Source organism: Sphingopyxis sp. LARHCG72 (assembly GCF_052871675.1).
In genome coordinates this window covers 1-24694 of sequence record NZ_JBIXJU010000018.1, presented here as the reverse complement: position 1 = coordinate 24694, position 24694 = coordinate 1, and the positions used below count along the sequence as shown (strand labels likewise).

Genomic DNA, 24694 nt, shown 5'->3' with positions numbered 1-24694 from the left:
TCGACGTCGCCGGCGATGAGGAACTTACCGGCCTCATTATATCCGCGCAACTCACCGGCGCTGCCGGTGAAGACGGCGCTGCCGACCCAATGGAAGGCTTCGTCGCCGCCGCCGGCGATCGCATCGATCGCGCTGAGGTCGATGCGGTCCTGGCCGGTGCGGAAGTCGGCGATAATGTCGCTGCCGCGCAACATATCGAAGAGGAAGACATCGTTGCCGGCGCCGCCTCGCAGCGTATCGTTGCCGGCGCCGCCATCGAGGATGTCGTTGCCGGTGCCGCCATCGAGCCTGTCATCGCCTTCGCCGCCGTTGAGGCTATCGTTGCCGATCCCGCCATAGAGGATGTCCGCCCCGCCCAGGCCCGAGAGCCAGTCATTGCCGGTTCCGCCGGTCAGCGTGTCGGCAAAGGCGCTGCCCTCGATGCCTTCGATCCCCGAGAGCTTGTCGTTGGCGATCTCACCGGTGCCACGCCCCGCGGCGAAGGACCAGGTGATGGCGGCCTCGGCGTCGCGATAGCTCGCGATGTCCATTCCGCTGCCGCCATCGAGGGTATCGGCCCCGACGCCGCCGATCAGCATATCGTCGCCGTCCGCGCCGACAAGCGCGTCGGCCCCGGCGTTGCCGGTGAGGATATTGGCGGCCGCATTGCCCTTGAGCACATCATTGCCCGAGCCACCGGTTGCATTTTCGATCACGACACCATTGGCGATCGTATAGCCGGCGAAGATCGGCGCCATCGTGGCGCTGCCGCGTTTTATGTGAAGCTCGCCGTCTACTTCAGTGATGACGAGCCCGGTAGTGGGAACCAGCCCCTTGACCCAGGATATGACGCCGCCGCCGGTCGGCGAATAGTCGAGCGTGGCGGCCGTCAAGTCGATTTGGGCGTCGAGACTTCCGTCGTAGCGGATCGCGTCGGTGCCACCGGTATCGTAGATGGTATGGAAATAGCTCCCGACATCGTTCACATCCTTGAGCATATAGACATCGTCGCCGGTCGCATAATCGGGATGGACGTTATATTTTCTCTGTAGCGCGGCGATATCGAGCGCCCCCAGCGTGCCCGGGGCACCCGAGCTGTAGCTCATACCATTCGGATATCGGAGGCCATCCTCCCGGATCACATAATAGTCGGCATCGGGTTGGAACTGCCAACCGGCATTATAGCTCATGATCGTGTAGACTTCCTGGTTGAGATCGTAGAGCCCCCATCCTCCCACTGAACCGAGCGCATCCTTCACGCCCGGCATGATAACGCCCCCGCGGCCCCCGTCATGGGGATGCGCCAGACCGTGCGCATGTCCGAACTCGTGGATGGCCGTCGCATACCAAGTGCCGCCTCGATCCATGCCCGTGCCTGCCTCGGTCGCATAACCGCCTTGGTCCAGACTGAGGAGGACATCGCCCGCGCGGGAGCCATAAACCGGATCATTGGGAAAGGCCATTCCGCCCGCAAACTTGCCGAGTCCTACCCTGAAGGTCGCTTCCTCGATATTGTCGGTGATCTCATACGTGATACCCAGAACCTTCGAATATTCCTGAAGCACATCCATGAGCTGCGATTTCTGATATTCATTATAGTCCGTAAGTATCCCAGGATAAAGGTCATTATCGGCTGGAATAAAATACACTTTCGCCACGTTATTCTCGTCGACCCTGATAGGGGACGCCTTCTTCCAATCTATATTGTCCAATATATCAAGATCGCTGAAAGATTTATTTTTTAAATCTATCACATAGAATGTGTCATCAAAAATTTGACCTTCTCTAAATACAGGATTAGAAAGATACATCGTATATATCTGATCTTCATCAGTTTCATTCGCAATGAACCCCATTTCTCCGTATTTTGAATTCTCAACCTCTTCGCCGGCAGAATTTCTGATCGAAATACTGTAACTACCATTAATTCCGCCTTGAGTCAGGACCTTAATATCCGCGATGCTGCGCGCGCCGACGGAGAAGGTGAACGCGTCGGTATCCAGCGCCCCGCCATCCAGAAAGCCGTGAAATAGAGTGCCTCCATCGAGATGGACCGCACCGTCGGACGTGGCGGATATATCCTCTTCATTTTGATATAAGTTGATAGAATAGTCGTCCAAATCATGCGATCCCAGGTCGACCTCGAAATAATATATTCCACTATCTTCAACGACAAATTGCATTGCCGTGACGGTTTCAGAGGGGAAATTTCCTTCTAAATACCATCCACTTGGTTTGCGAAGATGGATAGATCGTACAGAAAGATCTCCGCTGTCAGGATTAGGTGAAAATTCGAACGATAAACCATAGGATTGACCAGCCGTCAGATTGACCGCGATATAATCGACATCGGTCTCGCTATCCATCCGGCTGACGAAGGGGGTGCCGACCGTCAGGGTTTCGGTCTGCGAGGGATCGGTCGGCAGCGTGTCGGGCAACGTATCTTCGGTCGGCGTCCGGGCTGGATCGGCCGAGAGCAGATCCGCCGAGGTGACGCCGCCGGGCGTATCGGCGAGGCGCGCCCACGCATCGACGTCCCCCGGGTTCGGCTGCCAATAGGTCAGCCCTTGTTCTCCCCTGCACAAATAGCACATATTCTAACTCCCCTAGCTAAGACAAATGTTGAACGGATTTGTGGCGTCCGGATTGATCCGCCGGTGCCCCTCAGCGCGCATGGTTCACTAGCTTTGCACGGAAAATTTCCGCCGCGAGAATGTCTCTGAAGCGAGCGGCCAGCCTGGAGGGCGGTGCGGGCAGATGGCCGCCGCCTCGCCGCGAGGTCTTCCCAGGCTCAAGCCGGGCAGGTCGCCGGCGGCATTGGTTTGGGCTAACGGCGCGGCCGCGCTGCGAGGATATCGGCACCGCGTCGCGAGGGAGGATGCCGCCGATAGCGGCGGTCGCCCCCATCCTCGGCGCAGCATCGGCTCTATTCCGCCGCATGCGATCTTCTCCCCTTTGCCCGGTGCAATCGCGCCGTCAAAAAGGAAGACGCAGGCAATTTGACATCGTGCACGGCGTGAAGGAAAAAATTTCGGAGGACCGGCGAGAGCTGTTCCGACGAGACGAACCCAAGGGGTCTCCGGCCATTGTCGCAGTCATCCGTTCTTTCGAACGCAAGCGTCGGGGAAGGCCGGGAAGGCGAACGCGACGGCAAGCCCAGCCGCGCTTGGCGGGGCACGCCATCGGCAAATAAACGCGGCGGTCAAAATCGCAGCGCCGCGAATTCGGCGCAACGGCCGGACGATGAGCCCTGCGCCGGTTTTTTTTATCGGTCGAAGCCGTAGCGCTTCATCAATTCGGCGCGCGTCGCGATTTCGGGCCCGTCCAACTGCGCCAGGAGGCCCGTCACGCGTCGGTAGACGCCTGGGCTGATCTCCTCCCACCACGGCATGTCGAGCGTGCTCATCTCTTTGAGAAAAGCAAGATATTCATCGAGCGTCCGAAAGCGGCGGTTGACCGGCACCTTCGAATAAGGCGACGCGACGCCCTGACGTCGCTCGCTGCGGCTTTCATTGCGGCTCATGTCCGGCTCCTTTGTCGATAAGGTTGCTGCGTTTACCGGTTCGTGCGGCGGCGTGCAGGCAATGAGAGCCGCGCTCAACGCGATACCACCCACCGCCCGGCACACGTCGCTCGATCGCAGATAATCCTTCCCTGTTCGCGCGAGGCTCGTCTCGGAATGAGGCGCACACCCCGGCCGGCGCGGTCGAGCCATCGCGCTTTCGAGAACCTTTTCGTCTCGATCAAACTGATGGCGTCTACCGCGGAGATGAATTGACATCATGATTATTCTCCTTGTCTTCGATCAGCCTTGAGTTCTCATGACAGCGACGCGCCGCGCGAGAGGCGAAGTTGTTCCAGCACCGAATCGCGCGGACCGTCGGCGACCAGCCTGCCGCGGTCGAGCAGGATGATGCGCGAAACGAGTTGCAGCAGCGGCGGCCGGTGAGTGATCAGCAAAGCGGTCCGGCCCTTCAGTTCCGCGCCCATGCGCTGGAGCAGCCCCGCCTCGGTCTGCGCGTCCATCGCGCTCGACGGCTCGTCGAAAAGGAGGATGGGCGGCCGTCCGGCGAGCGCGCGCGCGATAGCGATCGACTGGCGCTGGCCGCCCGAGAGGCTCTCGCCGCGATCGGCGAGCTGCAGGTCATATCCATTGGCGAGCTGCCCCATGAATTCGTGGGTTCCCGAAATCCGGGCGACGCGAATCAACTCCTCGTCGTCGACATGCATCCGCCCGAGCGCGATATTTTCGCGCACCGTTCCGCTCAGCAGGGCGCTGTCCTGCAGGACGGCGCCGATATTGGCGCGAAGTTCGGCGGGATCGAATTGATGAATATTATTGCCGTCGACCATAACCAGCCCCTGCTCGGGAGGGTAGAGGCCGAGGATCAGCCGCGCGACCGTCGATTTGCCCGAGCCGACCCGGCCGAGCAGCGCGACATGCTCGCCGGACGCGATCGAAAAGCTGACGCCGTCGAGCGCGCGCTCGCTGGCGCCCGGGTAGCGAAAGGCGAGGTTCCGAAACTCGATCCGCCCTTCGATCTTCGACGGCCGGATCGGCGAATTGGCGGGTCCCTCCGGCGGCGTCGCCATCAACGCCTCGAGCTGGCGGTAGGCGGTTTGCGTTGCGGTCAGCCGCGACAGCAGCTGCGCGATCTGGCCGAGCGGTGCGAGCGCGCGGCCCGCGAGGATCGAACAGGCAATGAGCCCGCCCATCGTCAGCTCGTTCTTCGCGATCAGGCCGACCCCGACGATGACCACGCCGGCATAGGAGATGACGTTCGCCGAGCTTGCGAAATTGATACTGACCGACGCGACGAGACGCTGGCGCAGCGAAACCTCGGCGTGGTCGTTCACCGCCCTCGCCCACCGTCCGGCGAGCAGCGGGCCCGCGCCGGCGCTCTTGATCATCTCGAGACCGCCGATGGTTTCCACAAGCACCGACTGCTTGAGCAGGCCGCCCGACATTGCCCGCGCGGACAGCCGGTCCAGCGCCGGATGCGTCAGCCAGCCAACGAGGACAACCAGCGGGATCATGATGATCGGCACGATCGCGACGATTCCGCCGATCGCGGCGGTGAGCGCGAGCGTGACGAGGATGAAGGGCACATCAACGATCGCCGTCAACGTCGCCGACGCGAAGAAATCGCGCAAGGTCTCCAGTTCGCGCATCATCGCCGTCAGCGCACCGGTCGATCCCCGCCGCGTCTCGAGCCGCAGCGCAAGCAGCCGCTGAAAGACGGTCGCCGCCACCTCATGGTCGATCTCGGCGCCCGCGATATCGACGAAATAGGCGCGCAGCGTCCGAAGCGCGAAATCGAAGATGATGACGATGACGAGCCCGATGGTGAGCGCGATCAGCGAGGAGGTCGCATTGTTGGGGACAACCCGGTCGTAGACGGTCATCGTGAACAGCGATGTCACGAGGCCGAAGATATTGATCATCGCCGCCGCAAGGGCGACCTTGAGATAGGTTGGACGGTTGCGCCGCATCGGCTCCATCAACCAGCCGGCGAAACGCGGCGGACGCCCGGTGATAGCATCGGGATGGGTCATGTCCTCATTCTTTCCTTCGAAACCTGCTTCGTTCACTTCCGGACATACGGCGCTTGGCCGACCCGCAGCCACGCCTATTCGCGCAGCGCTTCGTCGCGGATTCGCGAAATGGGGGTCAGAATATAGTTGAGCACGCTGCGCTTATCGCCGAGCAGGTTGACGGTCGCGGTCATGCCCGGGCCGATCGGCAATGATCGGCCGTTGTGGCGGATGACGTTGCTGCCGGTCCGGACGCGCACCAGATAATGGCTTTCACCCGTCCGCTCGTCGAGGACCGCGTCGGGCGAGATGGTGACCACCTTGCCGTGCAGCGAACCGTAGATCGCCGAATCATAAGCGGTGATGTCCACGCGCGACGGCTGGCCGATCTTCACCCCCGCTATATCCTTGGGCAGTACCATCGCTTCGACAAGAAGACTTTTCTCGCCCGGCACCAGTTCGACCAGCGGCGCGCCCGGAGCGACCGAGCCGCCCACCGTCGCCACCAGCACGCGGTTGACGAACCCGTCCATCGGCGCGCGCACGATCGTGCGGCTCGCCCGGTCGGCGAGCGCGGGCAGCGCCAGGCGCCGCGCGTCGAGGTCGGAACGGGCAGCGGCGAGCTCGAGGCCGCTCCGGGTTCGCCAGTCCTGCACGGTTCGGGACAGCGAGGCCTGCGCCTCGGCGGCGGCCGCGATACTGCGCGTGATGGCTGAGGCGGCGGCGGCCGCCTCGCTCGCAGCGACGCTCGCCCGGCTTTCGGCCTGGATCAGCGACAGGCGAGGCTCGATGCCGCGCTCGACGAGCGGACGGATCGCGGAAAGCTCGGCGCGGGCTGCATCGCGGGCGGCCACGCGCGCCGCATGGGCCGAGCGCGCCTCGGCGATGGCCTGCCGCGCCTGCGCGACCTGTGCCTCGCCGACCGAGCGCAGACTCGCCAGATCCGCCATCCGGGTTCCGTATAAGGCACGTTCGATTTCAACCTGTGCGGCGCCCTGCGCATCGGACGCTTCGGGAAATGCTGGCGAGCGGCCGCTCAGCTCGGCTTCGATCCGCGCGACCTTCGCGCGCAACGCAAAAGCGGTGGCCTCGCCGCTGCCGAGGTCCGCCCCGCTCTGGATCGGGCTTAAACGCAGCAGCACGGCTCCCGCCTTGACCTGCTGGCCGGTGCGGACAAGTATCTGCTCGACGACGCCGCCTTCGAGATTGGAGACGATCTGGAGCTGTGCGCTCGGGATGACCCGTCCGGGTCCGCGCACCGTCCGGTCGAGCTCGGTCAGCCAAGCCCAAATCAGAAAGATAGCGACGAAGCCTGCTATGGCCCACAGCAACAGATTGGAGGCCGTGCGCGGCTTCATTCGCGTTACGGCATTGTCGCGAGGGCGCTCGCGCGAGGCTGCCCCCGGCTTTCCAGCCCCGATCATCCCGCCACCCCTTGTCATTCGATTTTCCGTTTCTCGCTTATGCCGGCGCTGTCGACACCGAGTCCGGACAGAAGCCGGCCGGTGCGCGCCATCAGCGCATAGCGCCCGACCTCGAGTTCGACCTCGGCCAGGATATATTGGGCGGCCGCCCCGAAGAGATTGTCCTCGCTCTGCAGGACCGAGCCCAATGTCCCGCGCGCGACGCGGAAGCGTTCGGCGAGCACGTCCCGAGAGATGCGACTGGCGTGGTAACTCGCCTCCTGCGCGTCGCGCGCCGCCTCGAACGCCGCGAGGTCCGACAAGGCGATCACCGCATCGCGCTCCGCCTCCGCGCGCAGCCTTTGCGCGCGCGCGCCGGCGCTGACGGCGCGCGCCTCAGCTTGGCGCGCCCGCGAAGTGCGCCCGCCGAACAGGCGATATCGCAGCGTCAGGCGCGCACGGATATCATAATCGCGATCGGTCTCGAAGACGCCATAGCGGCCCGCATCGATCCCGCCGACAAGCTGGGGCAGATTATCCGAGCGAGCCGCGTCGGCGTCGCGGTCGGCCGCTCGCGCCTCGGCATAGGCGGCGCGGACTTCGGCGGTCTCGCCGGCGGCGGCGATGACCGCCTCGCGCACGAGGGGATCGAGGCGCGACCGATGTTCCCCGGTCAGCGTCGCGGGTGGCGGCGCGCCGATCAATTCGGTATAGCGGGCCTCCGCATTGGCGAGCTGGCGCTCGTAGGTCGCCAACCGTCCCGCCGCGGCCGCGATATAGGAATCGACCTCGGCGACGTCGCCAGGCGCGGATAGGCCGCGACCTATTCGTTCCTCGACCGCCGCGCGCAGTTGCTGCTGGCGCTTGGCATGAACGCTGCCGATCGCCACGAGGGCGCGATAAGCGAACACGTCGTACCAGGCCGCGATCGCGCTCAGCGCAACCTGGTTGGCGCGAGCCTCGACGGTCGCGTCGGCGCCTTCGACGCGCAATCCGGCAGCAGCGATCCGTTTGCTCGTCGCGCCGAAATCGATCAAGGGCTGCTGAATATTGAGAGTGAGGTCGGTCCGTTGCCGCGCGCGCGATCGTTCTATGATGTTCTGCGGATCATTGGAGAAATCGCGCGCCAAGGTTCTGAAACTGCTGAGCGCCACCTCACCGGATGGAAAACGTTGCGCGCGGGCCTCGCTCCGCTGGAAGATCGCCGCCTCGCGTTCGGCGCGCGCCTCATTGATCCCGGGATGGTCCGCGATCGCGGTCTCGATCGATGCGCGAAACATGTCGGAAAGACCGATCGCACTGACGAGCCGGGTCACTGGATCCTGCGAGGGATCGACGTTCAACGGATCGGAATTGGGAAGCGGCAGAGCCGCTTCCTGGGCTCCCGCGGGGCAGGCAGAGCACAGAAATGCGAGCGCCAGCAGGCCGGCCGGGCAGCGGGACCCGGGTCTCGGACCTTTCCTGCGGCCGCCCCTGCCAAACAGGTTCACGCGCGGGCCTCATGATATTGGTCGTTCGGTCGGGCAGACGCGAACAGAAGCCGAAGGGATATCGCGCCGCGCGTGAATAATCGGCCTTTCATTAAATTCCCTGTCTGCTCTCGCCGAGTTTGCTTTCAGCTAATGACGCAAGCGAACGGGTTTCCTGCATCACCAGACGAATTTATCGTCGTGCAACCTAGGGGTCGGGCGCTCCGTTCCCGGCCGCAGCCGCGCCGCCCTTCGTCGACGGGGATGTTGGCCATGCTGCGGTGCCGCCGAGACAGTGCGGCACCGCAGCATGGTGTCGAGCTCCGAAGATCCAGACCGCCCGACTTTCGTGAACCCCCGGCCTTAGTCTCTGGAACAAGGGACGGACTCCCGAAGCCGGCCCTCGCCATGAGGGTCACAGACCCCCGACGCGCGGGGCCGCCCCAAGCGTATAGGCCTAGAAGTTGAGGCGGAATGTCGCTCCAAAGGTTCGCGGGTCGCCCGGAATGCGGAAGATGGTCGTTGCGTTTGACCGGACCGCAACCGCGTAATTCTCCTGCGTAAGATTGCGGCCCCAGACCGAAACCTCCCACGCCTTCTTGTCGGCGGCGAACAATGTGATGTTGCCGTTGAGGACTCCATAAGCGCCTATGTCATAAAAGTTTTCGAGAGGACTCGGCGCAGCAGGGAGGATTCCGTACCGATCCGTAAAAATATCGTATCCCTCATGGGCCAGCTGGGTACTGCGCATTCCCTTCTGCTTCGATTGCCAGCTGTAGTTGATCGTGGCGCGAAGCCCGAGGTCATCGCCGAGCCGCGTGTCGAACGATGTCCCGCCGCTCAACGCCCATTTGGGATTGCCGAAGGTCGAGCCGGCGTAGTCGGCGTCGTTGCCAAGTTCATTCAACCCAAGATAATTCTGGATCTTGGTGTCGAGATAGAGCGCGCTTCCGAACAGCGTCAGCCCATCGACCGGCTCGACACTGAGATCGCCCTCGACGCCCCAGGCGCGCGATTTCGGGACGTTGACGAGGCGCGCGAGCGTCGTGAACACCGGATCCTTGTAATAGCCCGAGAGCTGCTTGTTTCGATAATCATAATAGAAACCGCCGAGGCTGAACTTGGCACGGCCGAAATCGGTCCGCATTCCGGCTTCATAGGCGGTCAACTTCTCCTGTTTAACGGGTTCGTCCTGCCGGAACGAATTGGCGGTGTTGAGCGGATTGACCCCCGATTTATATCCTCGCGACGCCGAGGCATAGAGCATCAGCTCGTCGATCGGCCGCCAGTTGAGCGCGGCTCGCCAGGAAAAATTATCCTCGTTGAGCTTGTTGATGACAGGTCCGCGCGCGAATCGTTGCTTTTCGGGATTCGCGGCCGTCGGATCGTCGACGATATTCATCGTGACGCACTGCCCCGGCGCGGCGAGCTCGGTGGGCAGATAGCTGCCGATCTCACTCTTGCTGATCAGATAGGCGACGACCGAATTGACGCCCTGAATGGTATTCCCGTTGAAGTCGCGCGTACAGCCGTTGAAGTCCAGCTTGTCCCAAGTATATCTGGCCCCGACAGCGAGGTTCAATGTGTCGGTGATCGCCCAGTCTGCGTTGGCCAGAAGGCTCTTCGTATCGACTCTGTAATCGGCTGTGTCTGAGAGCGTTCTGAAGAGCCCCGCCTTTTCGTCTTCCGGAATGGCGAGCGACCAGGCCGAATAGGGCTCCGGCGAGAGATATGCTCCAAAGATGAAATAACTCCGAATGGCTTCGGAATTGCTGTTGTTGGTGATCAGCGAGCGGATATTCTCCCTGATCTTGTCGTGCCCGTAATAGCCGCCGATCGCCCATTTTACCGGACCGCTCTCGCCTTCGAGACGCAGTTCCTGCGACCAGGACTTGATCGACCCGGTCGGATTCTGCACGAGAATTTCGAACGGAGCGCCGCTTGCATCCTGCAGCGAATTACGGCTGAGCTTCTGGAAATTGCTGAGTGACACGAGATGCAGGTCGGCGGATATATCATATCCGACATTGAGGCTGGCCGACCAGAAAGAGGTGTTTTCCTCAAGGTTGCCGGGCATTCCGGTGCCACGTCCGACGTCGATACCACGGCCGGGCGCCGTCGAGTAATCGCCGGTTCCCGGCTGCAGTGGCGCCCAGTCGGCGTAGCGCCCCTTCCATGGCAAGGGCGTGCGCGTATAGACGCCGTATTTGAGGTGGAGGTAATCGCGTATCTGATAGTTCGTCGCGGACGCCGTGTTCGAGTTCTGGTTGAAGAACGAATCGGTTCCGGGGGTCAGCCCGATCGCCTGCATCGCGCGCGTGTCGGAATCGTTGCGCCAACCCGAGACGCTGAGGTTGATATCGAGGCCGGGCGCCGGATCGGCATCGAGAATGACGCGAAAGCCTGTGTTGTGGATCTCGCCGAGCTTTTCATTCGGGCGGCTCTTGCTGCGCTGCCAACCTTCGAAACTATGCTCGGTCCGGAAGGCGATACGACCCTTCAGCCAGGGACCGATCCGTCCGCTGAGATATCCCTCGGCGTTGACCGTATCATAATTGCCGACATCCATCGCCAGCGAGCCTTCGAAATTTTCAGTGGGCTGGTTCGACTGGACGTTGATCACGCCCGCGGTGGTGTTGCGGCCGAAGACCGTCCCCTGCGGTCCCTTGAGGACCTGGATTCCGCCCACGTCGAAGATCGGCCCCAATTGGGTGAAGGGATAGGGATAAGCGATATCGTCCTGGTAGAAGCCGACCGTCGGCGAAGCCGACATGTTCACGGCGTTGAAGCCGATGCCGCGAATCGAATAATTGGGGGTGCCCTGGTAGCTGCGGGCGACGCGGAAGCTCGGCGCCACCAGCGACAGGTCGCTCACTGACGTCACATGCAAATCCGCGATGCGCTCGACCGGAATCTCCTGGATCGCCATGGGGATTTCCATGACGTTGGTCGTCCCAAGCCGTCCGGTCACCACGATCGCATCGTCGCCGGCGGCCGCGCTCGCGTCGTCGGCTGGCGGAATCGGCGTCTGCGCCCAGGCGGGCGACGCGAGCACGGACAGGGCCGCGCCGAGCAGCAATCCGGTCCTGCCGAGAGAAAGGTGCCGGCTGCCGGCGTCATACTTCGTCATATCAATATCCTCCCCGCCGCTCGTCCGAACGGTCGTTTCTTCCGGTGCGGTTGCACGGGATCGTCCGGGATCGTCCCCGGCAAGACGATATCTATTGGGAGCTATTTCGGCCCACAATGACGCGAGCGCGCAATATTGGGGGGACCAATTCGCTCACGCCGGTTCAGGCGACATGCCGCGTCGGGCCGGGCGGCGGAACGGCCATCAGCGCAGGACCTTGCGATATTCGCCGGGCGGAATCCCGAACCACTTCACGCACGCCCGCCGCAGCGCCCGAACGTCGGAATATCCGGCACGGATCGCGATATCATCGAGCCGCAGCTCGGTCTGGAGCAGACGATCGACGATTTCCCGGCGCGCGGCTTCGACGCGCTGTCGATAGCTGGCGCCCGCCTCGGCCATCCGGCGGCGCAGCGAAGCCGGGCTGATTCCGAGCTCCGCGGCAATGCGACTCTCGCCTTTGAGCCCGCCGGCGATCAGCCGATCGACGTGTGACACAAATTTCTGCGGATCGTTGGGCGCGGCTGCGCACGATCGAGGGCTCATCGCCTCGGCGAGCAATTTGTAGAATTCGGGCAATTCCTGTGTCGCCCAGCTTTCGTAACGCCGGAGCCGCAGCGGCCGCTTCGCATCGGCCAGGTCATAATGGATGGTGACGCCCGTCGCACTGCGGCGTATTGCGCAGCCAAGGACCGACAGCAGGCTCGCCGCATGGTCGTCATGCTCGCGCGCGGCTCGGACGCCCGAAGGACGCAGCGAAGCGGCGGTCAGCCATCGCAGCGCGCAATGCACGGCGAGCATCAGAAATTCGGTGCGAATTTCGACGTCGACGCCCGAAGCCGTTCCCGACGCGAGCGAAAAGCTGAGCGCACGCCGGCCGCGGCGCAGCCGCGCGACGAGGTCGGGCCGCAGGAGCCGCATCGCGTCGACCATGCGACGAAGCGCATCGGCGAGATCGCGACCCTGGCCCGCCGCCATTACCAGCAGGCTGAAGGTGCCGAACGGCACGCGGCGGCCGCTCGCTCCGCCTTCGTCGTCGGCGACGCGGGCATATTTCAGCGCGAGACGAACGAAATCGGTCGAAGCCAGGCTGCTCGCGGCTGCAGGCGAAGTGCCGTCGGCGACAGTGGCCGAGGCCTCGAGCGCCCTGGCGGCCCATTCGGCATCCGTGACGCAGAAGAGATAATGGCGCGGCACGCGGAAACCGTCGATCGACGTGGGAGCGTCGCGTTGCCGGACGCGCGCGGTCCACTCGCCCGAAAGGACCGCTCTCTGCCTGCGAGGGGTCAAGGAAAATGGGAAACGGTCCGCGGTGACAGCCTGATCGCGGGTGTCGAAAACCGGTGCGGCGCGAGCGGGCGCGGGCCGGACGTCGGCATCGACGCCCCTGCTCCCTTCGACTCCCCCCATATGCTTCTCCCTGGCCATTCCGGCATCGACGGAAGAGAAGACGCAGCCGCACGGCGGCCGTGCATGGGCCTCGCGAAAACTTTTTCACGTCGGGCCATGAAGGCAGGGAGCGGCGCCCCCCGCGCGCCGGGCAAAAATGGCCTGGGTATTTCCGCCTGCATCCGCGCTGCCGACAACGGATGCGCGCAACCGGGCGAAGCCATGCAGCATCGACGGGAAGGCGGAGGTCATGCGGCCCGAACCCGCGATCTGCACCGGTTTTCCTGACCGCACGGTTAGCCGGGCCAGAGCCACGCGGGCTGCTGATTTCCGTTTTGTCTCGGAGCGGTGAGTGTGTCGGCCTTATCGGCTCGAATTCTCATGCTTTGTTCGCCCAGCAAATCGCTCGCCCGTCCCACGTCGCCAGGCCGCATTATATCATTTTCCCGTCATCGCCAGGCGCGGATGGGTCGCGGGCGTGCCCCTTCGCCTTCGATTTCGCTCAGGTCGTCGGCGCAATTTCGCCTTCTCCCGGCAGAGATGCTTGGCCCGGATCAAAACTGATCAAGCGAGCCGCTGATCGGGGCTTGTTTTGCGCGGTGACGGACAAATGTCGCTCGGACAAGCCTCCCCCCGGTGTTAGCGCGGGGGAGGCTTGACCTGCGGGAGTTGGCAGGTTGTCTATAGGACGATATCGGCGCTGGTGAGCGGGACATTGACCTGGAGCAGGAAGTCGCCGACGCCATCGCCGTCGACGTCGCCGGCGATGAGGAACTTACCGGCCTCATTATATCCGCGCAACTCACCGGCGCTGCCGGTGAAGACGGCGCTGCCGACCCAATGGAAGGCTTCGTCGCCGCCGCCGGCGATCGCATCGATCGCGCTGAGGTCGATGCGGTCCTGGCCGGTGCGGAAGTCGGCGATAATGTCGCTGCCGCGCAACATATCGAAGAGGAAGACATCGTTGCCGGCGCCGCCTCGCAGCGTATCGTTGCCGGCGCCGCCATCGAGGATGTCGTTGCCGGTGCCGCCATCGAGCCTGTCATCGCCTTCGCCGCCGTTGAGGCTATCGTTGCCGATCCCGCCATAGAGGATGTCCGCCCCGCCCAGGCCCGAGAGCCAGTCATTGCCGGTTCCGCCGGTCAGCGTGTCGGCAAAGGCGCTGCCCTCGATGCCTTCGATCCCCGAGAGCTTGTCGTTGGCAATCTCACCGGTGCCACGCCCCGCGGCGAAGGACCAGGTGATGGCGGCCTCGGCGTCGCGATAGCTCGCGATGTCCATTCCGCTGCCGCCGTCGAGGGTATCGGCCCCGACGCCGCCGATCAGCATATCGTCGCCGTCCGCGCCGACAAGCGCGTCGGCCCCGGCGTTGCCGGTGAGGATATTGGCGGCGGCGTTGCCCTTGAGCACATCATTGCCCGAGCCACCGGTTGCATTTTCGATCACGACACCATTGGCGATCGTATAGCCGGCGAAGATCGGCGCCATCGTGTCGCCCTGCGATATGCTGACCTCGCCGTCGACTTTTGAAAAGAGGTTGCCGGTTGTGGGTACCAGTCCCTTGACCCACGACAGGACGCCGCCGCCGGTCCGCGAATAGTCGAGCGTGGCGGCCAGCAGATCGATCTGGGCGTCGAGGCTGCCGTCGTAGCGGATCGCGTCGGTGCCGCCGGTGTCGTAGATGGTCTCGAAATAGCTGCCGGGGCCATTCACATCCTTGAGGATATAGCTGTCGTCGCCGGTCGCATAATCGGGATGGACGCCATATTTCCTTTGCAGCGCTGCGATATCGAGCGGCGCCAGCGTGCCTTGCGCTCCCGATTTGGTACTCATGCCATTCGCATACCGGAGACCGTCGCTGCGAATCTCATAATAGTCGGCGCCGGGTTCGAATTGCCAGCCGTGATTATAGGACATGTTCGTGTAGACATTCTGGCTGAGATCGTAAACACCCCAGGTCCCGAGTGTACCGAGTTGGTTGGCCACTCCGAGCATAATATCCGAACCGCCGCCGTTGTCATGGGGATGCGCAAGGCCATGCGCGTGTCCGAACTCATGCAAGACCGTCTGATACCAAATGCCACCTGCTTCCATCCCGGCCCCGGGCCCGGTCCCGTATCCGGATTGTAACCGGGTGAGGAAAACATCGCCCACATTTAAGCCAATTTCGCTGGCGGTTTCCGGATCATTGGGAATGGCCAGCCCTCCGGCGAAATCCCCATCCCCCAACCCCACCCGGAAGGTGGCCTCTTCGATGTTACCCGTAATTTCATATGTGATGCCCAGAATCTTCGTAAATTCCTGGAGGGCGTCCATGATCTGCGACTTCTGATAATCATTATAGTCGGCGGTCAGGAGGCTATTATAGTTATCTTCCATAGTAAAGAAATATACTTTAGCAACATTGTTTTCATTTACATCTATAGGGGACGCGCTCTTCCAGTCGATAGAATCTAGCGGATTCATACTATCAAATTCTATAGACTTGGTTTTTATCGTATAAAAACTATCTAAGAATTTTTCCCTTCCAGGAATGGGAGCATGAGAAAAATACAGCGTATACTCCTGACTTTCATCGGAAGTGTTTGCGACCGAGCCACTCCCTCCGATATATACCGTCACATCACCCTCAGCTTCACTATAGACGGTGGTGACAGCACCGACTCTTGCCGATTCGACCTCCTCTCCGGCGGCATTTCTGATCGTGAAGCTGTAATTCAGACTATTAACCTCAAAGCCGATGCGGAACAGGGAATTCGCACCGACCGAAAAGGTGAATGCGTCAACATCCGGGATCGATCCAGCACCAACGAAGCTGGAAAAAGTGTCATTGCCGCCGATACGGACCGCACCATCGGATGTTCCGGGTATGTCCTCTTCTTTCTGATGAACCTCGACGGCATATTCACCGAAATCGCGTGACCCCAAGTCGACCCCTAAATAATATGTTCCGGACCGCTCAACGGAATATTGCATCACAGTTGAATCTGCATCGACGAACATTGTTTCCAAATATTCCCCACTCGAACTGCGGAGGCGGACAGCTCGATCGGAAAAACCCACATCGCTTTCAGGATTAGGGGGGTAGTCGAACGTGAAACCATAGGTCTCGCCAGCGGTCAGGTTGACCGCGATAAAATCGACATCCGTCGCGCTATCCATCCGGCTCACAAAGGGAACGCCGACCGTCATCATTTCGGTCTGCGAGGGATCGGCGGGCAGGGTGTCGGGCAAGCTATCTTCGGTTGCCGGCTGAACACCCGGATCGGCGGACGACAGATCGGTCGCCGAGATGCTACCCGGCGTATCGGCGGCACGCGCCCACGCATCGACATCCGCCAGCACCGGCTCCCAATAGGTCAGGACCGGACCGACCTGTTCTCCCCTGCACAAATAGCACATATTCCAACTCCCTTATTTAAGGCAAATAGCGACCGGATTTGTCGCCTCCGGCTTAATCCGTCTGCCCATCGTCCACGCGCCCGACGCAACCGCTTCGCGCGGAAAAATTTCGCAGAAAGAATATCGACAAAGAGTCCTGCCCCGGCCTGGACCGCGGTACATGCCGGGGACTGCCGCGCCACTGGGAAGTCTTTTCAGCCCCAGCGGGATGGACCGGCTGCGGCAAGAACGCCGATCGATTCCGGCCCGCGGCGAGAAGGGGCCCCGCGCCGCCGAAGCGGTGCGCCCGACAGCTAAAGCCGTCCTCGTCCACGACACAGAAGCCGCCTTATACCGCCGCACGCGATCTTCTCCCCTGCCCCCGCGCTGTGCGCGATTCAAAATGGAAGACGCAGGCAATCTGGCTTCGTGCACGCGGCAGAGGAAAAATTTCCGAACGTCCGGGTAGCAATTCGGTCGCGTCTTCGATGATCATCACGTAGTCATGGCAGCGCGGACGAATTGATTGACGCGGCGCGCGGGATTGAATCCCGACAGTCATCTGGAGGCAAAGGCACTCTCGAGACGGGTCGATCTGCGTGGCGCGGAATGGATCTTCCGAAGGACTTGTCGCCGATGGGCGCGCGGAACGGGCGCGGCCGGTCCCCCTGAACAATCGGCCGCTCGTCAACGGCACAGTTCGGCGCGGAACGACCTCGCACCATGTTCCATCAATATGGCGATTGGCCGCCGATTCCGGTGCTGGAGCGAGCGCGAAAAACGCGGCAGGCGGACAAGGGTATCACGCCGGCGCCCCGTCCGCGCAGAAGATGTGAGCCGCAATGCTGACCGTATTCCGGGCCGCCCAACCGCCGGGCGGAGATCGACCATGACCGGGAGCTACCGGCGTGGCACCGCGTCGAACGCCGGTTCGGCCATTTGACAATCAAGCGCGGCCGCACGCTGCGCTCAGCCAGCCCGGCTTCACGCAGGCTCCCCATCCCGGCGCGATTGTCGCAATCATGCGGGTCGCGCTAGATGATCCATTTTCGGGGTCGGCTCCCCGCCCCGCTTGAGCCGCTGGGCCAGCTCATGGCCAAGCTCACGCCTCCTTCTTCGTGCAATGGAGGAGATTGCGGGACCGCATGACAGCTCGATGGCCAGCTTTTCAGGCGTTCCCTTTTTGCCTCCCTCCCCCAAAAAAAACGCGAGGTGAAAGATGAATGATCCTGCGTGCCATGCGTCTTCTTCCCAGATCCAACGGACATTCCGTTCTATGCGATTTGCGGAGGGCATTGAAGTGGCGGGGGCGGACGGCCGATCGGTGGAAGCGCGTTTCAACCCCGTTTGCCCGGCCGCATCGGAATGCAAGCGGTGCAACCTGCCTGATCCTTGACCACCGCCGAAACTATTGGGGCATCCTTCTCGATTAGAATTTCAAGCTACAGGGGAATTCAATGTCAAACATCGACCTTCGCTTTTTTGCATCGACCTTGATCATCGGTTCGGTCCTGGCCGCGACGCCCGCGGTCGCGCAGCAGGCCACCGACGAGTCCCCCCCTCAACACGAGGAACAACCCGAGGCTGCTTCCGATATCGTGGTAACCGGTTCGCGCATTGCCCGCGCGGGGTTCGACACGGTGCAACCCGCGCTCGTCCTCGACGCTGAACAACTGGACGCCCGCGGCTATACCAATATCGGACAGGCCTTGTCGGAGCTGCCGGCATTCGGAATCCCCGGCAATAGCGACGTCGGCGCGCAGGCCGGCTCGTTCGGCGCCGGGCAGACCTTCGCGGATTTCTTCTCGCTCGGCAGCCAGCGCACGCTGACACTTGTCAACGGCCGCCGCTTCGTCTCATCGAACATCTCGTCGATCTTCGGTCCTGTCGCCGCGGGCAGCCAGGTCGACCTCAACGTCATCCCCGAAACGCTGGTCGAGCGGATCGAAACCATCGCGGTGGGAGGTGCGCCGATCTATGGCTCCGACGCGATCGCCGGCACGGTCAACATCATCCTCAAGACGGACTATGAAGGACTTGAACTCAAGGCGCAAACCGGCATTTCGCAGCGCGGCGACGCGCCCGAATACCGGATCAACGGCATCTGGGGGATGAACTTCGCAGGCGGGCGCGGCAACATCACGGTCAGCGGCGAATGGAACCGAACGACCGGCCTGCCGACCTCGGCACGCTATTTGACGAGCGCGGCGGGCCCGTTCTTCACCAACGCGGCCGATCGCGATTCGCCGTTTCGGCAGCAACTCTATTATAACCGACGCTACAATGTCTTTACGAACAGCGGGATTCCGCTCGCCGGCGACAACAGGCCCGAAATTACCGGAATTTTCGATAATAGCGGAAATGTCCTGAAATTCGGTGAGACCGGGCGCCTGACCCCGCTGGACTTCGGGACGCGAACGGGCAACGTCATCCAAAGCTCGGGCGGCAACGGCTTCGCGCTTGGCGACTATGGGAATCTCCTGACCGACAGCGAACGTTATCTCGCCAATGCAACGGCCAATTTCGAGATCAACGATCATGTCCGCTGGTTCGGCGAAGCGTGGTACGCGCACAGCAAGGGCACGAATCTGCGCGGCCAGCCGGTCTACAATACGACGCTATTCGGCTATGGGACATCGACCGACGGCAATATTCTGCTCCATCTTGAAAACCCCTTCCTCAACGATACGGATCGGGGCGTGATTGCCGATAATCTGGCCGCGAAGGGCGTGTTGGGCGGAATACCGATCGATACCGACGGCGATGGAGTTCCGGATTTCGATACGCCCCCGAATACGTTCCTCATGACGCGGGCGAACACCGACCTCGCAACGGGGCGCGCCTCGACGGTCGTCGAAGTCTATCGCTTGGTAACCGGGTTGGAAGGCGACTTCGGGGTCGGCGACCGGACCTACAAATGGGAAGTCTCGGCCAACTACGGCCATTCGCAGACGCGCGGCAACGAGCGCGTGATCGTTCAGCAGAATTTCCTCAACGCCGTCGATGCGGTCGACGAGGGGCAGTTCAACGGCGGCGCCGCGAACGGCACCATCATCTGCCGGCCCGGACATGCCAGCGCCAACATCGCGACGCTCGGTTCGACCTGTTCGCCGCTCAACCTGTTCGGGGTGAACCGGTTCAGCCAGGACGCGCTCGACTATGTCACCGCGATCGCCAACCCGACCGCGACCAATTCGCAGCTCGTGCTCAATGCAAACATCAACGGGCCGCTGTTCAAGCTGCCCGGGGGCGATGTCGTGCTGTCGATCGGCTATGAGCATCGCCAGGAAAAGACCGCGTTCGATCCCGGCACCTTCTATTATGGCGAGGATAATGGCGACGGGACGCGCAGCCAATATGGCCGGACGATCCCGGTCGATCCCGTGAAGGGCAAGTTCAGCACGAACGAGTTCTTCGGCGAATTGCTGATCCCTATCATCTCGCCCGATATGGGGACGTTCATCCACTCGCTCGAATTCGATGGTGCAGCGCGCTATATCGACCATTCGATCGCGGGGGGCGACTGGACGTGGACCGCCGGCGGGCGATTCTCGCCGATCCGCGACATCACTATCCGCGGCAACTTCACCCGTTCGGTTCGCGCGCCCGCGATCACCGAAATCTTCAATCCGACCTCGCAGGCATTTAGTACCGCGAACGATCCCTGCGACGGTCGCTTCGCGAGCGCAGGCCCCGATCCGGCGCGGCGCCGCGCCAATTGCATCGCAGCGGGAATCGCGGATCCGACCAGTTTCACCTCGGAAATCGTCGATTTCACCAAGCGGATCTCGGTCTCGGGCAATTCCAACTTGCAGAATGAGAAGGCCGACAGCTGGACCGTGGGCGCGGTCGTTCGTCCGCGATTCATCCCCGGGCTGACCGTCGCGGTCGACTGGGTCGATATCAAGCTGAAGAAGGCGATCGTCTCGCTCGACACGGAGCAGACGCTCGAGGCTTGTTACGATGCACCGACCTTCCCGACGGCGGTGTGCGACCAGATCGATCGCAGCGCCACGGGCCAGGTCGACTTCGTGCGGACGGGCTATGTCAATGCGGCATCCTATGACTTCGCAGGGCTGACCGCCGAGATCGCCTGGCGCGGGGAAGTGGCGCCGGATACCTCGCTCGGGCTTTCGCTCAACTATCTCTACGTCAACAAGCTCGAAACGCGGGTTGGCGAGGGCACCGTCGATACCAACCGCGGCGAGATCGGCAATCCCAAGCATTCGTTCACCGCCAACGTCAACATCGACCATGGGCCGGTGAATTTCCTGTGGCAGACGCAATATTCCGGCAAGAGCGTTTGGGATGCCGATGCCGGGCCGAACGATTATGAAATCCGCGGCGTCGGCGACTGGTGGATGTTCAACGCGTCGCTGGGGATCGAGGTCAAGAAGGACTTCGAGCTGCGCTTCATCGTCGACAATGTGTTCGACAAGGCGCCGCCGTTCCCGGCCTCCGCGCAGGGCGGGACGGTTGCTTATTATTCGGGCATTCTCGGGCGCTATTTCCGGGTAGCTGCGACGGCGAAGTTCTGATTTCGGGGGAAAGCGATCCGGCGGGTGGTTCTGCGGAGGCGCCCGCCGGTCCATCTCAATGCCCTCACCACTCCCGGTTTGCAAATCGGAAATGACCGGGGGGACAACAGGTAGAAAGCTCTCTTCATGGCTCTGGAAAGGACGGTCTTCATGCGTCGTTTATTTGGCGGTCTTCTGACCGCGGCCTCCGCGCTCATCGTTCCGAGCGCCCTGGCGGCGCCATCGACTTCCCCGGCAGCTTCAGACAGGATAAATGTCGACCTGCAATATTATAGCCTGCCCAACGGATTGAAGGTCGTGCTGTCGCGCCAGCCAAGCGTACCAGTGGTTACGGTCGCAACATATTATGGCATCGGCTTCCGGGTCGAGCCGCGTGACAAAACAGGCTTTGCCCATCTCTTTGAACATCTGATGTTCCAGGGATCGACGCATGCCCCGAAAGGAACGCTGATGGATACCGTCACCGCCTCGGGCGGTGTCCTCAACGGATCGACGCGATTCGATTTCACCAACTATTATGAAATCATACCATCGAGCGCGCTCGCCCGCATGTTGTGGCTGGATTCAGATCGGATGGCACGACCGGTGATCAACGACGCCGTCCTGAAAAATCAGCAGGATGTGGTTGTCAACGAAGTGAAGGTCAACGTTATCAATCAGCCCTATGGCGGCTGGCCATGGCTGGATTTACCGATGCTCGCAAATAGCAACTGGCACAACAGCCATAATTTCTATGGAGAGCTGAAGGAAATCGAGTCAGCGACCACCAAGGACGCTCTGGATTTCCAGAAGAAATTTTATGTGCCGAATAATGCGGTGCTCGTCGTCGTCGGCGACATTGATTATGGGAAGACGAAGGGGCTCATCGAAGCCTATTATGGATCGATTCCGAGGGGACCGGAGGCAGAGCTGCCCGATCTCTCCGAATCCCCGCAGACGGAAGAGAAAAGCCGAAGCCGCGTCGATCCGCTCGCGCCCAAGCCCGGCTGGTCCGCCGGATATCATATGCCCGAGCGGAATACGCCGGAATGGTATGCGATGGGCCTGATAGACCAGCTTCTGGTGCAGGGTCAGGATAGCCTCCTCTATCGCGAACTGGTCCAGGAATCCGGCGTCGCCAGCCAGTTTTCGGGCGGGATCAATGCCTTGGGCAATATGTTCAACTATCGCGGCCCGATGCTGTTCGCCTTTTCCTTCACCCACGACGCCGGCACCGATGATGCGCAGATCCGGCGGATCGTCGACGGCGTGATCGACGGTCTACGCGAAAAGCCTGTATCGGCGATCGATCTGGCGCGGGCTCGCACGAAACTTCGTTCGTCGCTCTACGACAATATCGACACGACCGGCTATATCGGCCTGGTGGACCTTCTCGCATCCTACGCATTGTTCGACGATGATCCCGGCAAGGTGAACCGACTGATGGAGGGATTTGATCGCGTCACGCCTGAATTATTGCAAAAAACGGCCCGCGAATATCTTCGACCGACCAATCGCTCGATTGCAACGATCGAGGCAGGAAGGATTCCTGAAGCCGCGAAGAAGGAGGCGGAATGATGCGCGACATATTATTGCCGATATTTGCTTGGGCGGCGCTTTCGGTTTCGACCATGACCAGCGGCCAGCCCTTCCCTTCAGCCCCGCCGATCGAAGACCTTAAGCCCTTCGAGATACCCGCAAGCGAAACTTTCAACCTGCCAAATGGTTTGAAGGTGACGTTAATTCCTTATGGCATCGCGCCCAAACTCCTCGTCAATCTGCGGGTTGATGCCGGAGAGGTCGACGCGGGAAATACGACATCGCTTGCCAAACTGGCTGCCGAAATGCTCACCGAGGGCGCGAGCGGCCGCAATGCGCAGCAATTGGCCGAGAGCGCTGCGGCGATGGGCGGCGACCTGCGCGTCACCGGGAATGACCGCGCGACCAATATCTTCCTGAATATCCTGTCCGATCACACAACCGACGCGATTATGCTGATTAGGGATATCGCCTTTGCGCCCGATTTTCCCGCCGCGGCATTCGAGAAAGTAAAGGCCAGCCACCTGCGCAATCTCAGCGTCGCCTTTTCGGATGCCGGAGCACTTGCGGATTTCGCGCTCGCGCGGACGATCTACCCCGGCCACCCCTATGGCGCGGTTCCCGATCCGGCCCGGATTCAGAGCTATACGCTGGACCAGGTAAAGACTTTCCACCGCAGCCATTTCACAGCGGGCCGCGCGCATCTTTACCTGACCGGTCGCTTCGACATCGGCGCAGTCCGCCCCGTGATCGAGGCTGCGTTTGGGGCACTGCCGCAGGGCGCTGCACGCGAAGCACCCGCCGCAACCTATATGCGCGGGCCGCATGTCGTTCTTGTCGACAGGCCCGGCGCATCTCAATCAACCTTGCGCCTCAGTTTTCCGGTTCCGTTGAAATCCGACGCCGACGAAGCGAAGCTGGAGGTGGCCGATTCCCTGTTAGGAGGCGCGTTTTCCTCGCGCATCACGAAGAATATCCGGGAAAACAAGGGATATAGCTATTCTCCCTATTCGTCGCTGGCGTTCGCGCCCGACACCGCGCGCTGGGTTCAGAACGCCGACGTAACCAGTGCGGTGACAGGCGCATCGCTCCACGAAATATGGTCGGAAATCAAGATGCTGCAGGAGAATTCGCCGAGCGAATCCGAAACAAACAGCATGAAAACCTATCGGGCCGGTCTATTCACTCTTCGCGGGTCGAACCCGGGCGGCCTGCTGGGCCTCCTATTGGAACGCGATGCCCTTGGTCTCCCGGCCGATTGGCTGGAAGATTATATACCGAAGGTTATTGCCGTGACGCCAGACGATATCAGGGCCGTTGCGGCAAAGCATTTCACCGTTCCAACGCAGACGCTCGTGGTGGTGGGCGACCTTAAGACGATCATTCCCCAACTGCAGGCGCAACCCGAATTGAAGGGCGCGGAATTCCAGACGATTGCGATACCCTAGCTGTTTAGTCCCAGTGTGTGATGGTGTAAGATTATCATCATCACAACGGAGGCAACTATGGGACAGGTTCTACACGGCAGCGCCAAGACCACGCACGCCATTCGAAGCGAGCTACAGCGATCGCAAGCTCCGGTCGCGCAGCTCGCGAAGCGGTACGGGATCAACGAGAAGACGGTGATCAAGTGGCGCAGCCGGCAGTCGGTCGAGGACATGCCGATGGGACCGAAGGAACGGCGCAGCTCTGTGCTGTCGCCGATGGAAGAAGCAGCGATCGTGGCCCTCCGGGTGCAAGCCCGGTTGCCCCTCGACGATGTGTTCATCGCCCTGAAGGACGTGATCCCGCACCTGACGCGCTCGTCGCTTCACCGTTGCCTGCAGCGGCACGGGATCAGCCGATTGCCGAAGGCGGATCGTGAGAAGCCGAAGAAGTTCAAAAAGTATGAGATCGGCTACTTCCACATCGACATCGCGGAACTGCGCTACGAAGGCGGCAAAGGCTTCCTCTATGTGGCGGTGGACCGCACTTCAAAGCTGGTGTTCGCCCGCATCTATCGCCGCGCGACCAAGCTCGCCGCGGCAGCCTTCCTGCGCGTCCTGATCAAGACAGTTCCCTACCGAATCCACACCATCCTGACCGACAACGGCGTGCAGTTCGTTCAGCGTGATCAGGGCGGTGCACTGGGATGGATCGGCCATATCTTCGGGCGTGTCTGCGAGCAGAACGGCATCGAGCACCGGCTCACCAAGCCCTATCACCCGTGGACCAATGGCCAGGCCTGAGGATCAGCGTGCAATAGGCACCCCCTTCGTGGGGTGATCGGCGTGCAAAAAGGACCCCTTCATCCCGGGGATTTAGTCGGCCGACTGGTTTTGATCAGTTGGCGAGAACGGGATGTTGATCGTG

Annotated in this window: 11 protein-coding genes and 1 pseudogene; 4 read left to right on the top strand and 8 right to left on the bottom strand. The window is 61.7% G+C overall.

Translation table 11 applies throughout. The features are described 5' to 3' along the window. The 8 genes from ACIPPQ_RS21595 to ACIPPQ_RS21560 form a co-directional block, all read right to left on the bottom strand. On the bottom strand, nt 1–2573 hold a 2573-nt coding region (locus ACIPPQ_RS21595; RefSeq protein ID WP_446546100.1), incomplete at its 3' end, for a M10 family metallopeptidase C-terminal domain-containing protein. A gap of 671 nt (nt 2574–3244) precedes the next feature. Beyond that, nucleotides 3245–3502, bottom strand: a complete 258-nt coding sequence (locus ACIPPQ_RS21590) for a hypothetical protein (RefSeq protein ID WP_446546099.1) — start codon at nt 3500–3502, stop codon at nt 3245–3247. Between the two features lie 296 nt (nt 3503–3798). Beyond that, complete coding sequence (locus tag ACIPPQ_RS21585; protein ID WP_446546098.1) at nt 3799–5535, bottom strand: type I secretion system permease/ATPase; 1737 nt, start codon at nt 5533–5535, stop codon at nt 3799–3801. Between the two features lie 74 nt (nt 5536–5609). Continuing rightward, a complete protein-coding gene (locus ACIPPQ_RS21580; protein WP_446546097.1) occupies nt 5610–6872 on the bottom strand; it encodes an HlyD family type I secretion periplasmic adaptor subunit in 1263 nt (420 codons plus the stop codon). 80 nt (nt 6873–6952) lie between these two features. Then, a complete protein-coding gene (locus tag ACIPPQ_RS21575; protein ID WP_446546096.1) occupies nt 6953–8233 on the bottom strand; it encodes a TolC family protein in 1281 nt (426 codons plus the stop codon). Between the two features lie 610 nt (nt 8234–8843). Then, on the bottom strand, nt 8844–11516 hold the full coding sequence (locus ACIPPQ_RS21570) for a TonB-dependent receptor (protein WP_446546095.1): 2673 nt from the start codon (nt 11514–11516) through the stop codon (nt 8844–8846). A gap of 204 nt (nt 11517–11720) precedes the next feature. After that, nucleotides 11721–12713, bottom strand: coding sequence for a helix-turn-helix domain-containing protein (locus ACIPPQ_RS21565; protein WP_446546094.1), 993 nt, complete (start codon nt 12711–12713; stop codon nt 11721–11723). 873 nt (nt 12714–13586) lie between these two features. After that, a complete protein-coding gene (locus ACIPPQ_RS21560) occupies nt 13587–16307 on the bottom strand; it encodes a M10 family metallopeptidase C-terminal domain-containing protein (protein ID WP_446546093.1) in 2721 nt (906 codons plus the stop codon). 1436 nt (nt 16308–17743) lie between these two features. Here ACIPPQ_RS21560 and ACIPPQ_RS21555 point away from each other — a divergent pair. The 4 genes and pseudogenes from ACIPPQ_RS21555 to ACIPPQ_RS21540 all read left to right on the top strand — a co-directional run. Continuing rightward, nucleotides 17744–20824, top strand: coding sequence for a TonB-dependent receptor domain-containing protein (locus ACIPPQ_RS21555; protein WP_446546092.1), 3081 nt, complete (start codon nt 17744–17746; stop codon nt 20822–20824). 150 nt (nt 20825–20974) lie between these two features. Next, nucleotides 20975–22381, top strand: coding sequence for a M16 family metallopeptidase (locus tag ACIPPQ_RS21550; protein WP_446546091.1), 1407 nt, complete (start codon nt 20975–20977; stop codon nt 22379–22381). After that, nucleotides 22378–23790 (top strand): M16 family metallopeptidase, encoded by a 1413-nt coding sequence (locus tag ACIPPQ_RS21545; RefSeq protein ID WP_446546090.1) that lies wholly within the window; start codon nt 22378–22380, stop codon nt 23788–23790. The genes ACIPPQ_RS21550 and ACIPPQ_RS21545 overlap by 4 nt, the downstream gene beginning before the upstream one ends. 57 nt (nt 23791–23847) lie before the next feature. Then, nucleotides 23848–24564: pseudogene (locus ACIPPQ_RS21540) on the top strand (DDE-type integrase/transposase/recombinase); the annotation flags it as partial. Nucleotides 24565–24694: the final 130 nt, after the last annotated feature.

Bases quoted from the DNA above. Each gene is read 5' to 3' on its own strand.
- ACIPPQ_RS21570 (WP_446546095.1), bottom strand. From the start codon at position 11,516: ATGACGAAGTATGACGCCGGCAGCCGGCACCTTTCTCTCGGCAGGACC.
- ACIPPQ_RS21545 (WP_446546090.1), top strand. From the start codon at position 22,378: ATGATGCGCGACATATTATTGCCGATATTTGCTTGGGCGGCGCTTTCG.
- ACIPPQ_RS21585 (WP_446546098.1), bottom strand. From the start codon at position 5,535: ATGACCCATCCCGATGCTATCACCGGGCGTCCGCCGCGTTTCGCCGGC.
- ACIPPQ_RS21555 (WP_446546092.1), top strand. From the start codon at position 17,744: ATGTCAAACATCGACCTTCGCTTTTTTGCATCGACCTTGATCATCGGT.
- ACIPPQ_RS21590 (WP_446546099.1), bottom strand. From the start codon at position 3,502: ATGAGCCGCAATGAAAGCCGCAGCGAGCGACGTCAGGGCGTCGCGTCG.
- ACIPPQ_RS21580 (WP_446546097.1), bottom strand. From the start codon at position 6,872: ATGAAGCCGCGCACGGCCTCCAATCTGTTGCTGTGGGCCATAGCAGGC.
- ACIPPQ_RS21550 (WP_446546091.1), top strand. From the start codon at position 20,975: ATGCGTCGTTTATTTGGCGGTCTTCTGACCGCGGCCTCCGCGCTCATC.
- ACIPPQ_RS21560 (WP_446546093.1), bottom strand. From the start codon at position 16,307: ATGTGCTATTTGTGCAGGGGAGAACAGGTCGGTCCGGTCCTGACCTAT.